General features: G+C 45.1%; 18 protein-coding genes and 1 other RNA gene. 9 read left to right on the top strand and 10 right to left on the bottom strand.

Going from position 1 to position 18,613, the window contains the following annotated elements:
• Positions 1–8: 8 nt before the first annotated feature.
• The 4 genes from AC2TDN_RS19400 to AC2TDN_RS19385 all read left to right on the top strand — a co-directional run bounded on the left by AC2TDN_RS19400 (position 9) and on the right by AC2TDN_RS19385 (position 1,279).
• Entirely contained in the window at positions 9–512 is a 504-nt protein-coding gene (locus AC2TDN_RS19400; RefSeq protein WP_484689834.1) for a hypothetical protein, read from the top strand.
• A 55-nt stretch (positions 513–567) separates the two neighbouring features.
• A complete protein-coding gene (locus tag AC2TDN_RS19395; protein WP_484689832.1) occupies positions 568–720 on the top strand; it encodes a hypothetical protein in 153 nt (50 codons plus the stop codon).
• Positions 721–833: 113 nt separating this feature from the next.
• On the top strand, positions 834–974 hold the full coding sequence (locus AC2TDN_RS19390; RefSeq protein ID WP_484689831.1) for a DUF7685 domain-containing protein: 141 nt from the start codon (positions 834–836) through the stop codon (positions 972–974).
• Positions 975–994: 20 nt separating this feature from the next.
• Positions 995–1,279: a DUF7686 domain-containing protein gene (locus tag AC2TDN_RS19385; protein ID WP_484689879.1), complete on the top strand. Its 285-nt coding sequence runs from the start codon at positions 995–997 to the stop codon at positions 1,277–1,279.
• Positions 1,280–1,658: 379 nt separating this feature from the next.
• Here the strand turns inward: AC2TDN_RS19385 and AC2TDN_RS19380 are convergent, their stop codons facing one another.
• Positions 1,659–2,486 (bottom strand): hypothetical protein, encoded by an 828-nt coding sequence (locus tag AC2TDN_RS19380; protein WP_484689829.1) that lies wholly within the window; start codon positions 2,484–2,486, stop codon positions 1,659–1,661.
• A 902-nt stretch (positions 2,487–3,388) separates the two neighbouring features.
• Positions 3,389–4,600 (bottom strand): group II intron reverse transcriptase/maturase, encoded by a 1,212-nt coding sequence (gene ltrA / locus AC2TDN_RS19375; protein WP_484689827.1) that lies wholly within the window; start codon positions 4,598–4,600, stop codon positions 3,389–3,391.
• 273 nt (positions 4,601–4,873) lie between these two features.
• On the opposite strand from ltrA, the gene AC2TDN_RS19370 reads away from it, so the two are divergent.
• From AC2TDN_RS19370 to AC2TDN_RS19350, 5 genes are all read left to right on the top strand, one after another.
• The gene (locus tag AC2TDN_RS19370) at positions 4,874–5,455 is read left to right on the top strand and encodes a hypothetical protein (RefSeq protein WP_484689825.1); all 582 of its coding nucleotides are present in this window, start codon (positions 4,874–4,876) and stop codon (positions 5,453–5,455) included.
• Positions 5,452–6,093: a hypothetical protein gene (locus AC2TDN_RS19365; protein WP_484689824.1), complete on the top strand. Its 642-nt coding sequence runs from the start codon at positions 5,452–5,454 to the stop codon at positions 6,091–6,093. The genes AC2TDN_RS19370 and AC2TDN_RS19365 overlap by 4 nt, the downstream gene beginning before the upstream one ends.
• An 18-nt stretch (positions 6,094–6,111) precedes the next feature.
• Entirely contained in the window at positions 6,112–6,483 is a 372-nt protein-coding gene (locus AC2TDN_RS19360) for a hypothetical protein (RefSeq protein ID WP_484689822.1), read from the top strand.
• Between the two features lie 328 nt (positions 6,484–6,811).
• Complete coding sequence (locus AC2TDN_RS19355) at positions 6,812–7,657, top strand: recombinase family protein (RefSeq protein ID WP_484689819.1); 846 nt, start codon at positions 6,812–6,814, stop codon at positions 7,655–7,657.
• Between the two features lie 98 nt (positions 7,658–7,755).
• A complete protein-coding gene (locus tag AC2TDN_RS19350) occupies positions 7,756–9,366 on the top strand; it encodes a recombinase family protein (protein ID WP_484689817.1) in 1,611 nt (536 codons plus the stop codon).
• A 33-nt stretch (positions 9,367–9,399) separates the two neighbouring features.
• On the opposite strand, the gene AC2TDN_RS19345 is transcribed toward AC2TDN_RS19350, so the two are convergent.
• The 8 genes from AC2TDN_RS19345 to eno form a co-directional block, all read right to left on the bottom strand.
• On the bottom strand, positions 9,400–10,641 hold the full coding sequence (locus AC2TDN_RS19345; protein ID WP_484689815.1) for a hypothetical protein: 1,242 nt from the start codon (positions 10,639–10,641) through the stop codon (positions 9,400–9,402).
• A 248-nt stretch (positions 10,642–10,889) separates the two neighbouring features.
• Positions 10,890–11,254, bottom strand: a transfer-messenger RNA (tmRNA) gene (ssrA, locus tag AC2TDN_RS19340).
• A 264-nt stretch (positions 11,255–11,518) separates the two neighbouring features.
• Positions 11,519–11,998, bottom strand: a complete 480-nt coding sequence (smpB, locus tag AC2TDN_RS19335) for an SsrA-binding protein SmpB (protein ID WP_484689814.1) — start codon at positions 11,996–11,998, stop codon at positions 11,519–11,521.
• Between the two features lie 303 nt (positions 11,999–12,301).
• Positions 12,302–12,502 (bottom strand): cold-shock protein, encoded by a 201-nt coding sequence (locus tag AC2TDN_RS19330; RefSeq protein ID WP_028609190.1) that lies wholly within the window; start codon positions 12,500–12,502, stop codon positions 12,302–12,304.
• 258 nt (positions 12,503–12,760) lie between these two features.
• Entirely contained in the window at positions 12,761–15,901 is a 3,141-nt protein-coding gene (rnr, locus tag AC2TDN_RS19325) for a ribonuclease R (protein WP_484689812.1), read from the bottom strand.
• Positions 15,902–16,071: 170 nt separating this feature from the next.
• On the bottom strand, positions 16,072–16,308 hold the full coding sequence (secG, locus tag AC2TDN_RS19320) for a preprotein translocase subunit SecG (RefSeq protein ID WP_169091086.1): 237 nt from the start codon (positions 16,306–16,308) through the stop codon (positions 16,072–16,074).
• A 99-nt stretch (positions 16,309–16,407) separates the two neighbouring features.
• Positions 16,408–17,175: a sugar phosphate isomerase/epimerase family protein gene (locus tag AC2TDN_RS19315; RefSeq protein ID WP_484689809.1), complete on the bottom strand. Its 768-nt coding sequence runs from the start codon at positions 17,173–17,175 to the stop codon at positions 16,408–16,410.
• 136 nt (positions 17,176–17,311) lie between these two features.
• Entirely contained in the window at positions 17,312–18,604 is a 1,293-nt protein-coding gene (eno, locus tag AC2TDN_RS19310; RefSeq protein ID WP_482067981.1) for a phosphopyruvate hydratase, read from the bottom strand.
• Positions 18,605–18,613: the final 9 nt, after the last annotated feature.

The following is an 18,613-nucleotide window of genomic DNA, read 5'->3' as shown; positions in this document are numbered from 1 at the left end:
GCCAAAACATGCTATTTTCATTGATTGATTATGATAATCCATCGAACTCATATGATCGTTATTACATTTGTGTTCGTGGTTATAAGATCGGTTGGATTTATATCCTAGGTTTTGTCGGTAATCACCTGGCTCTTATCAACGATCTTATTCCAGGCGATTACATCCCATATATGAAAGGTAATCATGGGTTCCAAGAGATTACCTGCGAGCAGTACAAGTCTATCTATGATGCATTATGTGATGGCAGAGATCAAGCCGCTGACATTCAGAGAGTTCTACAAGATTTAAAACCAGTAGGTGCTGACCACAAGAAAATGATATTACATGAGGTTAATGAGGCACTCACCCATCTATTAAATGACAGCAATCAAAGTGTCATAATCGAAGACACTGATTCAGCTTATGCGGAGGAGGTAATCCGCTACTTATCTCAGATGTTTGACGGATTGAAGTGCCCTTATCGTGTCGCTCGGCTAACAGATCACTCATATGAAGTCATCTTATATCACTGATTTTGGCATGAGGAACTCTGCCATGCCCCATTAAAATAATCGGAGGAATATACCCATGAATAACGCAGCTTGCATCGGATATGCGCTTATAGCCTGTAAGAAACTCGGTATGAAACAGCAAGAATTGCTGGAACTGGAATCGATCATGCGTTCTGTTCTTGATCAATATACGATTGACGAAGCCACGGAAAACTACAGGAAGAATTAATAGCACTTTCGGCGGCGCTCAGGTGGATTGACCTGCAACACCAAACAATGGTTGGGGAGGAATGAAATGTTGTCTCCCCTTCCAGTAGGATATAATTTAGAGAGGTTAGGAAAATGACACATACCCGTTGCAAAAGATGCCAAAACGATGTATCCGACAATGAAATCATAATCCTTACTGACAACATAACCAAGGAAATCATTTGTAGTGAATGTCATAATCGTGAATGGCTGACATTATGGGGATATAATTAGACCCTGTTTGGACCAAAGCAATAAGTATACATGACACGGATGTCATTGTACATCAATTCAACATTCGTCGTACGATCTATCCCACTGGGATTGGATTGGATGCTATAGAAGTAATGGAAGACAACGAGTCTGGATACCATTTCGCCGTACTGGGGGAACATGAATGTAATCAGGTGGAGCTTTATAAGAGATTAAACCGTAAGGTAAAGGAGCAATTGTCCATGATGTACATTGGTCAGGAAATATTTCAAGGAAGAAACTATCTGACCATTAAAGGAAATATCGTCGTTGGGAGGATAACATAGATCCTTAGCCTGAACAGCACCACTTTGCTTGTTATTGATGGCTAGGAATATACATGGGAGGAGTTCGGCAGGCTACTAATAAACTTCAAATGATGAATATCTCTGTGGCATTATATAAGAAGTGTGCATGACTCTATAATATGCTTTAATCGTAATAATTACACATAGACGCCTTGGAATAATCTTAGATGTGGTGTAAAACCCGTGCCACATAAGGACTTTTCATAACTCTACTACTTGCTGCAAATCAATGTTTTCATTGTTCACCCCTAGTGGGAGAAGCTATATCCCCCTCACCTTCGGCTAAGGTTAGGCAGCCCGCTATCGCATCGCTGCCTTCTGCCTACGGCATCCCAAACTCAGCTAACTTCTCCATCGTCTATTCATCCTCCCTAGTATCGAATTCTGCAAAGATAGCGTCCACGGCTTGTTGGGTACGCTCAATTTGCTCTTGTGTTGGAGGCTTCCATCCTATCTCTCTCTGTAGCTCTATAAGGTGCATCGCCTTACGCTTTGCTGCTAGCTCTTCCTTCGTAGGCTGATCAGCATCCATATTTGCTTTCATTACTAATGCCTGTTCCTTCTGACGAATCTTAAGTGCTCGGTAGTTGCATTGACGTTCAAGCAGGGTAGCTCGTACCTCGGATAGATTCAGCGTCTGTAGGAAGTGGTGACGAGCGTAGTTAATGTCTGCACTCATGTTATCTGTCGTGAACGTTTTCTTCGCCACTCGGTAGTAGTCTACATCCAGCTTCTCCTTCATTCCGAAGCTGTACAACGCATGCCTCTCTTTGTAAATCAGCTTCGCGGGCACCTCAGTGGCGCTGGGCTCGATCTCTTTGTAGACACTTAGCTTCTCATGGAAGAAGCGGTACCAGTGTTCACGCGCTTGCTTATCGTACAGGAGTGCCTCGGTTCCAGTCACCCAGCTCTTATCCAGTACCTTCTTGACTCGGTGCGTCTTCTCCGCACTCTGTACTTTCAGGCATATATAGTCACACTCACTCAGATAGTTACGTATGCGAATACATGTAGCTTCTACCGCCTCGTACTTCGCACCAAACTGTGTAGCTAATTCAGCATACATCTCACTACCGAACTTAACTAGGATCCCTTCTGCTGTATTCAGCCTGTCTTTGCCATCCAGCAACATATTGATGTACTCAGCACCGATGAGAGAATAATTCATACCATCTATAAGTAGCATCCTCCAGAATCCAGATGGTATACAGATAATGTACTGAGCACTCTTACCTTTACCCTGTACAGTGACGGACTGCGCACCCATCTTCTTTAACTTGCCTACTCTATCTGTAACTGTCTGCTTCATACAGTGGCTGTCACTCCACCCCGTAAAGCTAAGGTACTGCTCATGATTCAATGTAACGGTATCCATCTATGTTCCTCCTATTGTATGTGCTGAATCGTTACTGTCTGCTCCCCCCCCTCTGATTGCAAGTTATAAATAAAAGTAGCTAAGCCCAGCTGATTCGTTACTATACATTATAATAACTTGCAAAGTGAGGGGTTCTGCTAAACTCATCCTATGTGCATCATCCATGGGATAAATAAACCCCACGCTTGTAACTGTGGTCTATATCACTACATAGCAAGGGACTAGTCGCCTAAAGACTAGTCCCTCTATATATATTCCAATGTATCTTACTTAGTATTACTTAGTATTACCTATGCACTAAAGTAACTTCGCAGTGGTGTAAGGAGCTCAACTCAGGATAGTTAATATCTATGCTTGAAGTAGCTTCTTAAAGCCACAATAGGTACTAATAGCTACTTAGCATCTATTGTGGGTTCTCTTGTCTACCTGTTCTGCTTCTATCTATATAGCAAAGGGAAGGGTTTTCCCCCGCCCGTCGTGGCAACCATTATACCCCGATATCTGTGACTGGTAGGCACAAACTGCTAACGGTGGACGTTGGTTGTTAGATGGCGTGCGCGAACGGTTTGCTACTGCCTCGCAGGGTAATGGCTTTCCTTCATCTTGGTAACTAGAACGATTGGTTCTAATATGTAATTTGTGTCAAGTGACAACGTTCATAGTCCCCGTGTCTTCTTTGCACCTCTACATGAGCTGCATAGTATCTCTGAAACTTATCGTGCCAATCTGTGGAACTCCTCACGTAATGATATAAGTCCAGCATCGGTTAGCACTTGATTTGGTAGGGGCCGAGGTGTCCACTTGATCCATTCCCTTACCTTGTTTCTGACCATTACATCTGCATTCCTAAAGATTTTGGCACCGTTTCCTTTACAGTAGTAATTCGCCCAACCCCTAATGATGGGGTTGATAAGAATGACTACCTCTTCCAGCGCGAGGCTACCCTTCTGATGGATTCCGAAATTCTTCCTAAGTTTCAACTCCATTCCTGATAGGAGTTTAATAGGCGTTTTGTTAGAAGGTTTGATACCTTCTTTATAGAACGTATAGCCTAGGAAGTTGAAACCTCCACTCAAGTGGGTGACGCCGCCGTGACCATCCTTATCCTTGGACTGAAGACTTAGCTGATTGGTGAGGAAGGACTGACTAATTAGTGAACATGCCCGCGCCTCATCCTCATTCTTAAATAGAATAACGTAATCATCTGCATACCTTACAAGGTTAGCTCCAGCTGAGAGCATGTACTTGTCGAACTCATGAAGGTAGATGTTCGCAAGAAGGGGACTAATGACGCTGCCTTGCGCTAAACCCTCCAAGCATTCACCGTTTAAGGGAATGTCATACCCACCTAACATTTTCTCTATGAGACAAAGGATATTCTCATCCTTGATAACTGTATCTACCTTTGCCATGAGTTTATCGTGGGGAATCGTGTTGAAATAATTGCTAATATCCCCTTTGACCACCCAGTGATAACCCTCTCCAATGTATTGGAGGACCTGTTTGATTGCATCGTGCGGCCCCCTTCTACTCCTAAATCCATAGCTGCAGTTCATGAACATGTTTTCGAATGGAGGTTCTACAATGTTTAGCACCGCTTGTTGTGCTACTCTATCTATGACCGTGGGTATCATCAGTGTTCTGTACTCGTTATCACCTTTAGGAATGTTAACCTTCTTTGTTGGCTTAGGCGTGTAACTTCCCGTAACGAGATCCTGCTGTAACATGGTAAGGTATTCGTCGAGATTGGATTTCAACATCGCTACGGTGACATGATCGGAACCGTGTATTCCTTTATTAGCGATTACCTTCAGGGCAGCTTCTTGCAGGTTATCCATAGCATAGACGTCTCTAGCCCTCGGATGATGAGCTGGGATCGCGTTTAGGCCGCTCTCCAGTTTATTCCTTAGTACCGATCTCGTCATTCCTGTCTCCTCCTTACTGGATTTGAGGGGTTTGATAAGATGGGCCCCGTTCTTGTGAAGCGCCTGAGTTGGTTCCGTAAATCCCCTCTTGCTGCTCATACTGTCTAGGTCACCTGCGGTTATTCCGTCTGGTGCCTCTTACTGCATCGAGCTGATGTCGTGTTTCTATAATGAGTATACTCTGTCCGAATAATTAAATCAAGAACTATATTTATATTTATGGTCATTTATTTTAATTCTAAATTGTGATATAATAAATACGAGGTGATTGATATGAATGGCGGAAGATTAATCCATATTAACGAACTAGAACAGTTGTCTAGAATGAACAACGCTCAACGATTAAAGACCATTAGGGAACTACTGAATGGTATTTGCCCAAAGGAATACACAAAGAAAAGGGTTGCAGAGAAATGCAACGGAATAACATATCAAGGTCTTCATTTCCTAGAGGAACAGGGAGCAGAACCAAGAGCAATGACGATTTCAGTATTAGCTAATTTTTATGGCGTTCCAATTGAAGTGTTTTCTGACGATTATTACGAAGGTTCTCCAAAACAATTCATTTTAGGAAAAGAATCATTACACATAAAGTCCGATGAACTAGATATATTCGCACCACACTACGAAGTTGAAGTCACAATCCGTGTAACGAGAAGGACCAACGAAGCAAACGATTACAATGAGACAAAAAGCAAGAGATTAATTAAAGCTACTGCTAATGACATAGAAGAACTCGATAAGCGTATTGATCAAGAGATTCAACATATGGTAGCAAGGAATGAATGGAACAAGCGAGCGCGTGACGCCTTCTTACTATTAAAAGCAAAATCAACACAATCAGGTGACCAATGATCGACTTAACAAAAGGCGTAGATTTATCTTCACTACAAATAGAACAGATCGTCTGTTCCCACCCTCCCCGCTTCATTGAGATTAAAGACGATTCAGTGGAATACGCATTTGGCTTTCCAAACATGATGAACTCATTGTGGGCCTATATTTGTACCTTCCGTCGCTTCCCAACACAATCTGAATTTCTTGAGCATTACATGCGAGTCCATGATTCAGTAATACACAATTTCGATCAAACGGGTGTGATGGCTAGGGTTTTAAGATCATATCCATCCTTAGCTCGTGAAATTCACTTCTATTCACTAGCAAAGGAATCGAATATATTCTCTTCAGTGGCTTATTCTGCATATCACGATGTGGAGTTGGGCGTTGATGTTCGAGTCGGTTTAGGGGGACAGATCTATAATGTCTCATGCTTCATATTGACCAAGCGGGCCGTTCAATTTAGGAAGAGTAAGCGGACACATCGACATGCTCCTCAATTCAATGCAATTGACAGCACTCTAGATTTAAAAACAGGTAAGCATATTAATGGATGGATATTCTTTGATCAAACACACGTTAATAAATTGTTCAACCAAATCTTAAATTATGCATGGGTACAACATGGTCAACATCCGTTGGATTTACTAGGATAAAAAAGGGGGGGCTAAGCTGTGTCAGTGAAAGTTTATTCATTAGCCGACAAGAGACTACTTAATGAAAAGGAACTGGAACAAATCCAAAAACAGATTGTTAGGGAACTTTTAGCGACTGGTCAGAAAACGTTAGCAAGAATGGTTAACAAATGCGAAATAAAGACACCTTGCATCATCGGTATTGATAGTACACTCTTGCGCTACGATTTTGAATTAATAACTTATAATAATTATGATTATGATTATGAACTCTTGCATGAAAACAAGGACTATCTTTCTTGTTTGATTGATGAATTTACCCCAAAGAAAAAAATAAAGCCTTATCAATTCGATATTATATTAGATGGATCAAAAGATGAGATGTGGAATGATATAATGATGATTTTATAGAGATCCCAGCAGAATAATGTTTTAAGTTAGATCATGTATGCGTAATCTACGATGATATGGAATAAATATTGGAAATACGCGTTCTGGAATACGAGGAATTTATCGAGGAAGTGAACTCCTCAATTGAAAGGTAATGATTTATCATAATACCTTGCCGTAATGGCATTTATATAGATTCTACAACTGCCTGAGTCCCTTGCTGGATTCGGGCTTTTTTGCGTTTTCTAATGCTCTACAGCGAATAAACCAGCGGTGAGATGCGCTGGAACAAAGGAAGGAGGATAGACGGCAATAACCCGTAATTCACAATTGAGAGGAGTAGCCCCAAATGAAAGTAGTTATTTACCTTCGAGTATCATCCGAACAGCAAGCAGAACGCCAATTGTCCATTCCAGCTCAAAGAGAGGCTCTAGACACCTATGCATCCGAGCGTGGATGGCAGATCATCGATGAATACTTAGATGAAGCCAGATCTGCCAAGACGGATGAAAGACCTGATTTCTTACGAATGATCGGTGCGGCGCAAAAACCAAACAGAGAATTCCAAGCCATCCTCGTGCATAAGTTCGACCGATTCAGCCGCAGTAGAGCTGATCACACCATCTATAAAGCATTGCTTAAGAAGCTGGGTATCACCGTTATCTCCGCCACAGAGCCTACAGAGTCAGATACACCGCATGGAATGCTATTGGAAGGGATGCTTGAGGTCATCTCTGAATTCTACAACGTCAATCTCAAGCATGAAACGCTCAAAGGAATGAAGGAGAACGCCATACAGGGATTCCACTGCGGCGGCCGCGCTCCATTCGGTTATCGGCTAGTTAGGACAGGCAGTAAGGTGAATTATGAATTAGGTCCAGATGAGGAGGTGAAAATTATCAAACAGATATTTAGCTTGGCGGCAAAAGGTTTGGGTGGCAAGAAGATTGCCCGTATACTCAACGAACTGAACATTCCAATTGGCCGCAAATGGCTCCCTTCAACCATCTTAGCTATGCTTGGTAACGAAGCTTATCTCGGTCATCGGGTATGGAATAAGAAGTCAGAGGTGAATGGTCGCAATAGACCACAAGGCGAATGGATTATCACAAAAGGTAGCCAAGCAGCAATTATTGATAAGAAGTTATGGGATTCGGCTCAAAAGGAATTGCAATCGCGCAAGCAGAATGCATGAGCTGATTCAATTCATAATGTTGTTCCACGCAGGTATGCCCAAGCGGTTTACCTGTTTTTTTTATGCCCAAAAACGACTATACGAGGAGATGTTCATCAATGAAAGTAGCAATCTATGCACGCGTATCATCAGACCGCCAAGCCGAGAAGGAGCTTTCCATCCCAGCGCAAGTCAAAGCCATCCAGCAATACTGCCAAGAGCGCGGACACATCATCGTCAGTGAATTCATCGAAAAAGGTAAGTCAGCAAAAACTGATGATCGTGAGGAGTTCCAGAAGATGATCGCTCTTGCCAAGCGCAGTAACCGACCATTTGAAGCGATACTCGTACATAAGTTTGATCGCTTCTCAAGGAAGCGTGATGACCATGTTATCTACAAAGCCCTGCTTGCCCAAGTCGGCGTTAAAGTCATATCCGTAACCGAACAGACCGACAAAGATATGCCTCAAGACAAGCTCCTAGAAGGTATGCTAGAGGTCATGTCTGAGTTCTTCAACGCAAACCTCGCAACTGAAGTTCGTAAGGGTATGACACAGAACGCCAAGCAGGGATACGGCAATGGCGGAACTCCCCCATATGGCTATCGGACCGAACACATTGCGTTCGGCGCACAAAAAACAAAGGCAGTATGGGTACTCGGTCCAAGAGAAGAAATCGACATCATTCGTTGGATATTCAACCAATATGCCTACGAGAATGCTGGATACAAGAAGATCTCTAGCAACCTAAACGAGAAAGGAGTACCGACGCAGAAAGGAGGTCAATGGTCGGCCAGCACCATCCGAGCCATCATATTCAATGAGTCTTATATCGGACGCAAGATTTGGAATAAGCAAGATTATCAGGTGAAGGGAAAGAAGTGGAAGGATCGTTCGGAGTGGGTAATTACTGAAAATGCCCATCCTTCGATTATCACAGAAGAATTATTCAATCTATGCCAGGAGAGAACTAAGGCGCGTAATAATGGTGGCGGGGTAGCCCATAATCCATTCCAAGTGAAGTCCAACTCCCCATTCTGGTTGCGAAGCTTCTTCTTTTGTGACAAATGCGGTTCCAAGATGCTGGGACACTCCACATCGACAACACGCAAGTATGGTGGTCAGCGTTACTATTTGTGCGGAGGCTATATGCGGAAGGGAAAGGAATTTTGTGAATACACTAGTTGGCGAAAAGAGACTATCGAAAGAATAGTAACAAACAAGCTCCGTACCACATTACTACGACTTACTTTGAATGATCAACTAGAGGATGAGATCAGTAAACATCACAACGAGGAACACAAACAGGCTCAAGCCGAGATATCCATATTGGAGAAGGAAATACACTTCCTTAGGAACAAAATCCAATCAATGCAAGCAGATATCGATTCTGGCCTCGCTAAATCCTTCTATAACGAGCTACTCCAAGAAATGAAGATTGAATTGGACGAAAAGGAATCAGAACACTCAATAGCCTTTAATGGGTACAAACCTGTGAGCCTTGAGATTGCTGAATTGCAATTAATTCAGAATGAGTTAAAACAATTGATTAGATTGCTGGATGATGAGGTGCCAAATCCAGAACTCTTGAATCAGCTTGTCGGTAAGTATGTATCGAGAATCATTATTCAGCGTGAAACTAAGACGGTGCATGTCGTATTTCAAATCAAACTTCATGATATTGTGCTGTATCAAAAGAACATTAATGCTGACTGGGATATGAATAAATAGAAAGTAGAGGGGAGTAAAGTCTCCCCTCTCTCATTAGATCAATCGCATTAGAATACTACTCAGCATGCTCCCCAGATGTTCATATATTTTTAACTGCGCCTGTTTCCACTCACTAGTGTTTCTAGGTCGAGGTTGGCCAATGAGATTCTTGAATACTGCTCCACCTTGCATCAACTTTTTTGATATATCTTTTCCATGCTCTACATCATGTCTGAAGTTCAGTCTGAGATGCTTCAAATTCCAAAGTGGTAACAGCAAATCATCATTATTTGTTAGTCCCACTAATCTTTTTGCATCTCCTGAACCTTCGTATAACATAAAGTATAGATGGTCTACTATATCAGCAAAGAGCATTTCATTGGAAGAAATTGTATTTGGGATCTTTAGGAAACCCATCATCATTTTTTGCGTCAATGTAAACAGAGCTACTCCATGAGCTGCTTGATGGATTTCATTAATGTTACAAATGAGTTCAATCAACCTACAACCAAGTTTGTGTATAACAACAGGTAGTGTATTATTTATATCGAAATCAGAAGTGCTAATCCTGCCCGCATAAAAAGGTGCTAAATGACTATTTAATGACGGAAAAAGATTAAACGTAGAATAGTTCGCATCAATATCATCATTGGTATCAGAAATATTTCCCCACGCAATACCCTCAACTAACAACGTGCTATCTTCAATCATTGTACTAGCAGATTCTAATGTATCTTCTATAACATCAATAAGAGGATGTCTTTTATCTTCAATTCTTACTAGCCTGTTTATTTGTCTTTCAGAATAACTTGCATATGCTTGAGGAAGCTTTGTTACTTCTAAAGCTATATTAGGTCTGAGTTCATAAGTTTTTATCATTGCTACCATAGATGCAAGGCTGTCTCTTAAGATAATCGAGGGTAACTTCATCGTTTCTGATAAACTAGAAAAGCTACTTTTCATGACTATCTCCATTTGAATAATTCGCTCCAAATGTCTGAATGGAGTTGTGTCAATCATGGGGAATAGTTTTCGCATGTCTTTTGTAACAGAGTATATTCCTGATAAGCTCTTCATCTGATCCTGTAGATTAAATATTGATTGTTGAAGCTGAAACGGCACAGATATAGAAGCTGCGGTAATAGAAAATGCGTTCATTTTCATTATTTTTCTAAACGGGTCTAATGAGGATTGGAGTTCTATAGAAGCAAGAGAAGATGCCACTCCCATCTGTTTTATCTGTGCCTGGACTAAAGCTGATGATAATGGTGTAATCAATTTTTTCTTATCATTCACTATCAATCCCACCCTATATAATTCTTTACTATCTAGGTTATCATGAATCCATTACATAATCTACCAATGTCAAACACACTCACATAGGTTGTGTTTATCTATGTACCCCGTGAGAGACTGTCATGCTATTTAGCAACATCGACGGCCGAAAGCTCAATGGTATCAAGGCTTTCTAACCGCCACAAACCCCCATAAAAATCCTGAACATAAAGAAAGAGAGTACCTAACACGGTACTCTCTCACATGGTTGGTGGAGGCGAGGGGATTTGAACCCCTGTCCGAAGATCACGCCACACAGGCTTCTACGGGTGTAGTCACAGTTTTGATGTCACCCGAGTATCGCCCCGTAACCGGCTATACGTTGGGTCAGCCTGATTGTCTTCTTCAGCTCACCGCAGGCGGAGATGAGACAGCGTATTCCACTACTTGTTAGCCCCTATTCCAGTCACATGGACGATGCTGGGTAGAAGCACGCACACAGTTTCTTAGGCTGCGAAAGCGTAGTTTGTTTGTTGTTTGCCGTTTAATAGGCTTTAGCGTTGATGAAGCAGACGACTCCCTGCTACCCGCAACCCGCGCTCGTACAATCCCCGTCGAATCCATAAACGCCCCCAATTTTGCATAAACGGTTAGCTGCCGACCTACACCCGTAAGAGTGACGCTCTGCACTAACGTTTAGCTCAATTGAAGCTTTAGGATTAAGGCGCAGCATCCGTCAGATTGATCATCTGTCAGGCTGTACCGATTGTCTAGCACGATTGCACTTGCTTTGTTTGTGTTGCCTTTGCTACTGCTTTAGTATACCACGAATGGACAGCACTCGTGCACAAATGTTACTGGCAGCATTGGTTGCTATCTTCCATGGCAATCAAACAGCTTAACGTGCAACCTTCTGCTTCTCGCGAAGGACACGCTGGATATCGCGCTGAGCATCACGCTTAGCTGCCGTATCCCGCTTATCGTATTGCTTCTTACCTTTACCGAGTCCGATCAACAGCTTCGCATATCCATTGCGCACATATATCTTCAGAGGCACAATTGCATAACCTTCTTGCTTGGACAAGCCAAACAACTTATGAATCTGAGCCTTATGCATCAACAGCTTGCGAGCACGCGTTGGATCAGTAGGATTATGAATGTTCCCTTGCTCGAACGGGCTGATATGCATGTTGTGTATGAATATTTCTCCGTTGCGAATCGTCGCAAACGCATCGCTTATGTTCGCTCGACCGTTACGCAGCGATTTAATTTCAGTACCCATCAGCACCATGCCTGCTTCGAACGTTTCCTCAATGAAATAGTCATGGGAAGCCTTCTTGTTCTGGGCGAGCTGCTTGCCGTCACTTTTCTTACCCATGCTAGTCACCTCGACTTTGTTAAGCTAAAATATTGTAGAAGATACACTGGTGTTCATTGTAACAACTTCTGCAGTGGAAATCAAGGCGGTGGCGGCGAGCCTTTCTATAGGCTGTATTTATCAGGATCGAAAGTATTCTTACTTGGAAAAAGCTCAAACAGCAAACAGTTATTCAAATGAACTGATTAATCAAGCAAATTAAGGACATGCTATTACTAAATAATGGAACACACCCATTGAAACACAAAAAAACCGCCTTCAACCCATAAGGTCAAAGGCGGTTTTATCAACGTTCGTAAGCTACTACAGCTTTACAACGTTTTCTGCTTGTGGTCCACGGTTGCCTTGAACAACGTTAAATTCTACGCGTTGTCCTTCTTCAAGAGTTTTGAAGCCTTCGCCAGTGATTGCGGAGAAGTGTACGAATACATCGTTGCCGCCTTCAACTTCGATAAAGCCGAAACCTTTTTCTGCGTTAAACCATTTAACTGTACCTTGTTGCATGTGTAAAAACCTCCAAAAAAATAATATTAATATGCGCCTGGTTTGTCTTTAAACAAAAAATTCACACATTGGAAAGGGTTTCATGACTATAATGACACCCTTTTCAATATGTGAATTCAGGTTCATATTATCGATTGATTTGAGTGTACTATACCCAGAATTAAAAAGCAAGTGACGAGCTTAAATATCTTTTCCCATATCATCCAGAACTCGGCGACTTCCAATTATGCCATAGAACGGAAGTCGCCGACCCCCTATTTATTTACGATTTTTGCGTACAAAAGCTGCTGTAGAATTCCCGTCTCCGCTTTTCTTCTTCCGCTTGCTCTTGCCTTGGCCGCCGCCTTCACTGCCTTCCATGCTCGGTGTTCCCGCTTTCCGCTCGCCGCCATTAAACACACCGCTCGGCGCCGCATTCTTCCGCCTCGCGCCACCATCCTCGCTCCGCCGCTTCTCGGCTCCTCCACGGCCATTGCCGCCTTGCCCGCCGCCTCCGCGGATGGGCAAGCCCCACATATCCGTGCGCGCACCGCGTCCGCTTCCGCGCGGCTGCTCACTGCCTTGGCCCGGCGACATATTCGCCTCTTGCCCCGGCCCACGCTCCGCCGACGAATGCCCGCCGTCGTTCGCGCCATCTCCGGCTTCGCCTGCGCCGCCCCGGCCGCGCCGCTTGCTTCCGCCGCGCCCGCTGTCAGGTGCATCGAGCCTCCAAGGGTTCGATTGCTCTACAATACCAACTACGCTGCGGTCCACGCCGCCGCCAAATCCACCGCGGCCGCCGCCGTTTTTGCCGCCTCGGCCCTTGCCTCCGCGATTTCCTTCGCCTGCTGCTCCTTGGCTATTCCCGCCATGGTCTTTGCCTCCGCGATTTCCTTCGCCTGGCGCTCCTTGGCTATTCCCGCCACGGCCCTTGCCTCCGCGATTTCCCTCGCCTGCTGCTCCTTGGCTATTCCCGCCACGGCCCTTGCCGCCGCGATTTCCTTCGCCTGGCGCTCCTTGGCTATTCCCGCCACGGTCTTTGCCTCCTGCACCAGCTGTACGCTCGTCCTTTCCTCCGCGACCTCCAGCTGCACCAGCTGCACGCTCGCCTTTTCCGCCGCGGCCTCCAGCGGCTGCTCCGCCTCTGCCGCCTTTGCCCCGATCGCCGCGAGAGTCGCCACGGTCGCCAGAGCCTCCGCGCCTCTTGCCGCCGCGATCACCGCCGCCAAAACCAGCTCCAGGTACACCCTTAAAGCCGCTGCGCGGCATCATATCAACAAGCTCAAAGTCGATCGTATGCTCTGTCATGCTGACGCGCGTTACACGAATCTTCACTTCATCGCCGATTCGGTACACTTTAGACGTACGCTCGCCGACTAAGATCATATGCTGCTCATGGAAGTTGTAATAGTCATCAGACATATCGCTCAAGCGAATGAGTCCTTCGACCGAATTCTCCAGCTCGATGAACATCCCGAAGCTCGTTACGCTGCTAATAATGCCCTCGAACTCCTCGCCGACCTTATCAAGCATAAATTCGCATTTTTTCAGCTGTTCCGTATCGCGCTCCGCATCTACCGCCACTCGCTCGCGCTCCGATGAATGCGTAGCGATTTCCGGCATACGCGCAGTTAAAGCCTCGTGACGAGCTTCCGTAAGCTGTCCTCTGCCATCCAGCACCTCGCGGATCACGCGGTGGATAACTAAATCGGGATAACGACGGATCGGCGACGTAAAGTGCGAATAGAATTCAGCCGCTAGGCCGAAATGCCCTAAGCTCTCTGCATCGTATTTAGCCTGCTTCATCGAACGAAGCATAACGGTCGATATAACAGTTGCTTCCTTCGTGCCGCGGATTTCCTCAAGCAGCGTCTGAAGCGCCTTTGGATGAATCGCATTGCCCTTGCCCTTCACCGTATAGCCAAAGTTTGCCGCGAACTGTACGAAATTAAGCAGCTTCTCCTGATTCGGGTCCTCGTGAATACGGTAAAGGAAAGGAACGCGCAGCCAGTGAAAATGCTCGGCAACCGTCTCGTTCGCTACAAGCATAAATTCCTCGATAATTTGCTCCGCCACCGAACGCTCACGTTTTATGATGTCAATGGCCTTGCCGTTCTCGTCGACGATAACCTTCGATTCCTGAAAATCAAAGTCGATTGCGCCTCGCTTCATTCGCTTGCCTCGCAAACGCATGGCGAGATCTTCCATGAGTCCAAACATGCCGAGCAGATCTGCATACCGCTCTTTAAGCTCCGTTTGCGGCTCCTCTTCCGTTGCCGTCAAAAGCTTCTTCACATTCGTATACGTCATCCGCTCTTTCGTACGGATCACACTCGTAAACACATCATGGCGTACACGCTTTAACGTATCCGCATCAAATTCCATCTCGCAAGAAAGCGTTAGACGATCAACCTGCGGATTGAGCGAGCATATGCCATTCGACAAACGATGCGGCAGCATCGGAATAACGCGGTCAACCAAATAAACGCTGCAGCCTCTCCTGTATGCTTCTTGGTCAAGCTGTGAATTTTCTTTTACGTAATACCCGACATCTGCGATATGTACACCAAGCAAATAGTTGCCGTTCTCCAGACGCTTCACATGCACCGCATCATCAAGATCCTTCGCATCCTCGCCGTCAATCGTTACGATAACCTCGCCCCGAAGGTCACGTCTGCCCTGCTGCACAATTTCTTCGTCCGTTATTGAGTCGGGCGCAGCTTCAGCCTCAGCCATTACTTCATCCTGGAAGCCCTCTGGCAGCTGATGCTTGCGAATAATCGACAGGATGTCGACACCAGGATCATTCTTATGTCCCAAAATTTCGACAATTTCACCTTCAGCAGCATTGCGGCCTTCTGGATACGAAACAATTTTTACGACGACCTTCTGCCCAGATACAGCCCCTTGGTAGCCACCCTTTGGTATAAAAATATCCCGGTTAATCCGTTTATCATCCGGCACGACGAAGGCATATACCTCATGGTCCTCGAACGTTCCGACGATTTGCGTAACGGCGCGCTCTACAATTCGGACGACCTCGCCCTCCATGCGCCCGCCATGCTCGCTTCTGGAAGTGACACGAACGAGAATAATATCGCCATTCATCGCGCTCTTCAGATCATTGGCATGCAAATAGACGTCGCCATGCTCCTTCTCATCCGGAATCAGGAAGCCGAAGCCCTTCGCATGGGATTGCAGCTTGCCGCGAAGCAGATTCATTCGTTCCGGCACGCCGTAATGATCATTGGGCGTACGAATGATCTTGCTCTCGTCCTCCAGCTTATTCAGCAGCTTAAGGAATTCCTTGAACTCCGCTGCATCTTCGATACCAAAATGCTTTTCCAGCTCTTGGTATGTCATCGGCTTATAAGCCGTTTCTCTCATAAAATCAAGCAGTTGCTGCTCGTAGATGGTCATTATTGTTTTTTCTCCTCATAAACCTGCGACTGAACACGATTGTCTTTTGCAACAGGTTGATAGATTATCATATACCATGTAGTATACACGAAATGTCAGTCGCGCATCCGCGAATATGATGAAAATACAAAAAAAGCGAGGATTATCCTCGCTTTCTGCTTGTGTATTGATTATTGTTTTACGAAGTAAGAGACAACAAGCGCCAATATGAAGAAGCCGATTGCTAAAACAACTGTTAAACGCTGCAAGAACAAATCCAAACCGCGCGCTTTCTGTTTGCCGAACAGGTGCTCAGCGCCGCCCGTAATTGCTCCGGACAAGCCTGCACTCTTACCTTTTTGCAACAAAACAACCGCAATCAGGCCGACAGAAAATATAACGAGCACGATCTTCAATAAGATTTCCATTTATTCCACCTCCAGCATAGGAGCTCCGTAAAAACACGTAGTCTGAGTGTACCATAGCTAGGCGCTTTTTACAATAGGACAACCTGCAAATACCATTAATTATGCAAATCCGAACGACTTTAGATATTGATAATTGTTTCCTGCGCTCTTCAGAGAGCTCACGTTAAACTGCTCTTGCTCCACGATCAGATATGCTACTCCCGCTGGCTCCAATTCTTCCATAAGCCGATCGAAGCCAACCTCACCCTTGCCAATCTCCGCATCCTTGCGACCTTTTAAGAAATCCTTCATGTGCACCAAGGGGACGCGGCCTTTATATTTCTTTAGATAATCAGCCGGCTTATAGCCAGCCAAATACATCCACCCCAAATCAAATTGCACCTTCATAAGGTCAGGTGATACCCGTGCCAGTATATGATCGATAATCGGCATTTTATCAACCAGCTTAAACTCAGCATCATGCGTATGGAAAACATACTGCATGCCCGATGCCTTTACCTGCTTGCCGCATTTCGTGAAAATATCGACCAAATGCAGCACATCATCCATCGACGGCTTCTCCGGAAGAGGTGCCCACGGTGTAATGATATATGGGATGCCAATCTCCTTCGCATATTCGATCTGCCCTGCAAAATCAGATTCCATTTGCTTGGAATCGCTATAATTAAGAGGCACATGCGCGGAGCTAGCGATAAGACCAAGCTCGTCCAGCTTGCTCTTCAGCTCAATTGCCGGTGTTTTGAAATAGCCAACAAACTCCACTGCCTTATAACCGAGCTCCGCCACTTTTTCAAGCGTCCCCAAGAAATCAATCTCGGACTGATCTCTAAGCGAGTACATCGAAATGCCTATTACCGGTTTCGCCACGCTTGCCACCGCCTAATCGCTTAATGCTTTGCTTTCTGTTAATGTGAGGCGATTGGCTGCGATCTATTCCCCATAAAAAAAAGAAGGGCGTGCCCTAATGGGACACACCCTTCTCGATAAGCCGCTAACTAGCGTCTTATTTGAAGTTTTTCAAGTTGTAGAATGCTTGTTTGCCTGCGTATTGAGCAGTTGAACCAAGTTGGTCTTCGATGCGAAGCAATTGGTTGTATTTTGCAACGCGGTCCGTACGGGACGGTGCGCCTGTTTTGATTTGACCAGCGTTTGTAGCTACTGCGATGTCAGCAATTGTGCTGTCTTCGCTCTCGCCTGAACGGTGAGAGATAACAGCTGTGTAACCAGCGCGCTTAGCCATTTCGATTGCGTCAAACGTTTCAGTAAGCGTACCGATTTGGTTAACTTTAACCAGGATCGAGTTGCCTACGCCTTTGTCGATACCATCGGAAAGACGCTCTGTGTTCGTTACGAACAGATCGTCACCAACGAGTTGTACTTTGCCGCCAAGCTTCTCAGTAAGCAATTTCCAACCATCCCAATCGTCTTCGGAGCAGCCGTCTTCGATTGTAAGGATTGGGTATTTGTCAGCCCATGAAGCAAGAAGGTCAACGAACTCAGCAGGTGTGAACGATTTGCCTTCGCCTGCAAGCACGTATTTGCCGTCTTTGAAGAACTCAGTCGAAGCAACGTCCATACCAAGGAATACGTCAACGCCTGGCTTGTAGCCTGCGCGCTCAATAGCGGAGATGATTGTTGTGATTGCTTCTTCGTTGGAACCAAGGTTAGGAGCGAAGCCGCCTTCGTCGCCAACAGCTGTGTTAAGGCCTTTATCGTGCAATACTGCTTTAAGGTTGTGGAAGATTTCAGCACCGATACGAAGCGCTTCTTTGAAGTTTTCAGCACCAACAGGAAGAACCATGAATTCTTGAACGTCGATGTTGTTGTCAGCGTGCTCGCCGCCGTTGATGATGTTCATCATTGGAACTGGAAGCGTCTTAGCGTTGAATCCGCCAAGGTAAGTGTAAAGAGGCACATCAAGCGCGTCAGCAGCTGCGCGAGCTACTGCCATCGATACAGCTAGGATCGCGTTAGCGCCAAGCTTAGCTTTGTTTGGCGTACCGTCAAGCTCGATCATTTTACGGTCGATAGCTACTTGATCAAGAGCATCTAGGCCAATGATTTCAGGAGCGATTTCAGTGTTAACATTTTCTACAGCCTTCAAAACGCCTTTACCAAGGTAACGGGATTTGTCGCCGTCACGAAGCTCAACAGCCTCGTAAGCGCCAGTGGAAGCGCCGGATGGAACGATTGCACGGCCTTTGCCGCCGGACTCAAGGGAAACTTCTACTTCAACAGTTGGATTCCCGCGGGAATCCAGTACTTCGCGTGCGTATACATCAACGATAATTGACATGAGAGAAAA

Source organism: Paenibacillus sp. Y660, assembly GCF_057221575.1.
This window is presented reverse-complemented; position numbering and strand designations above follow the sequence as displayed.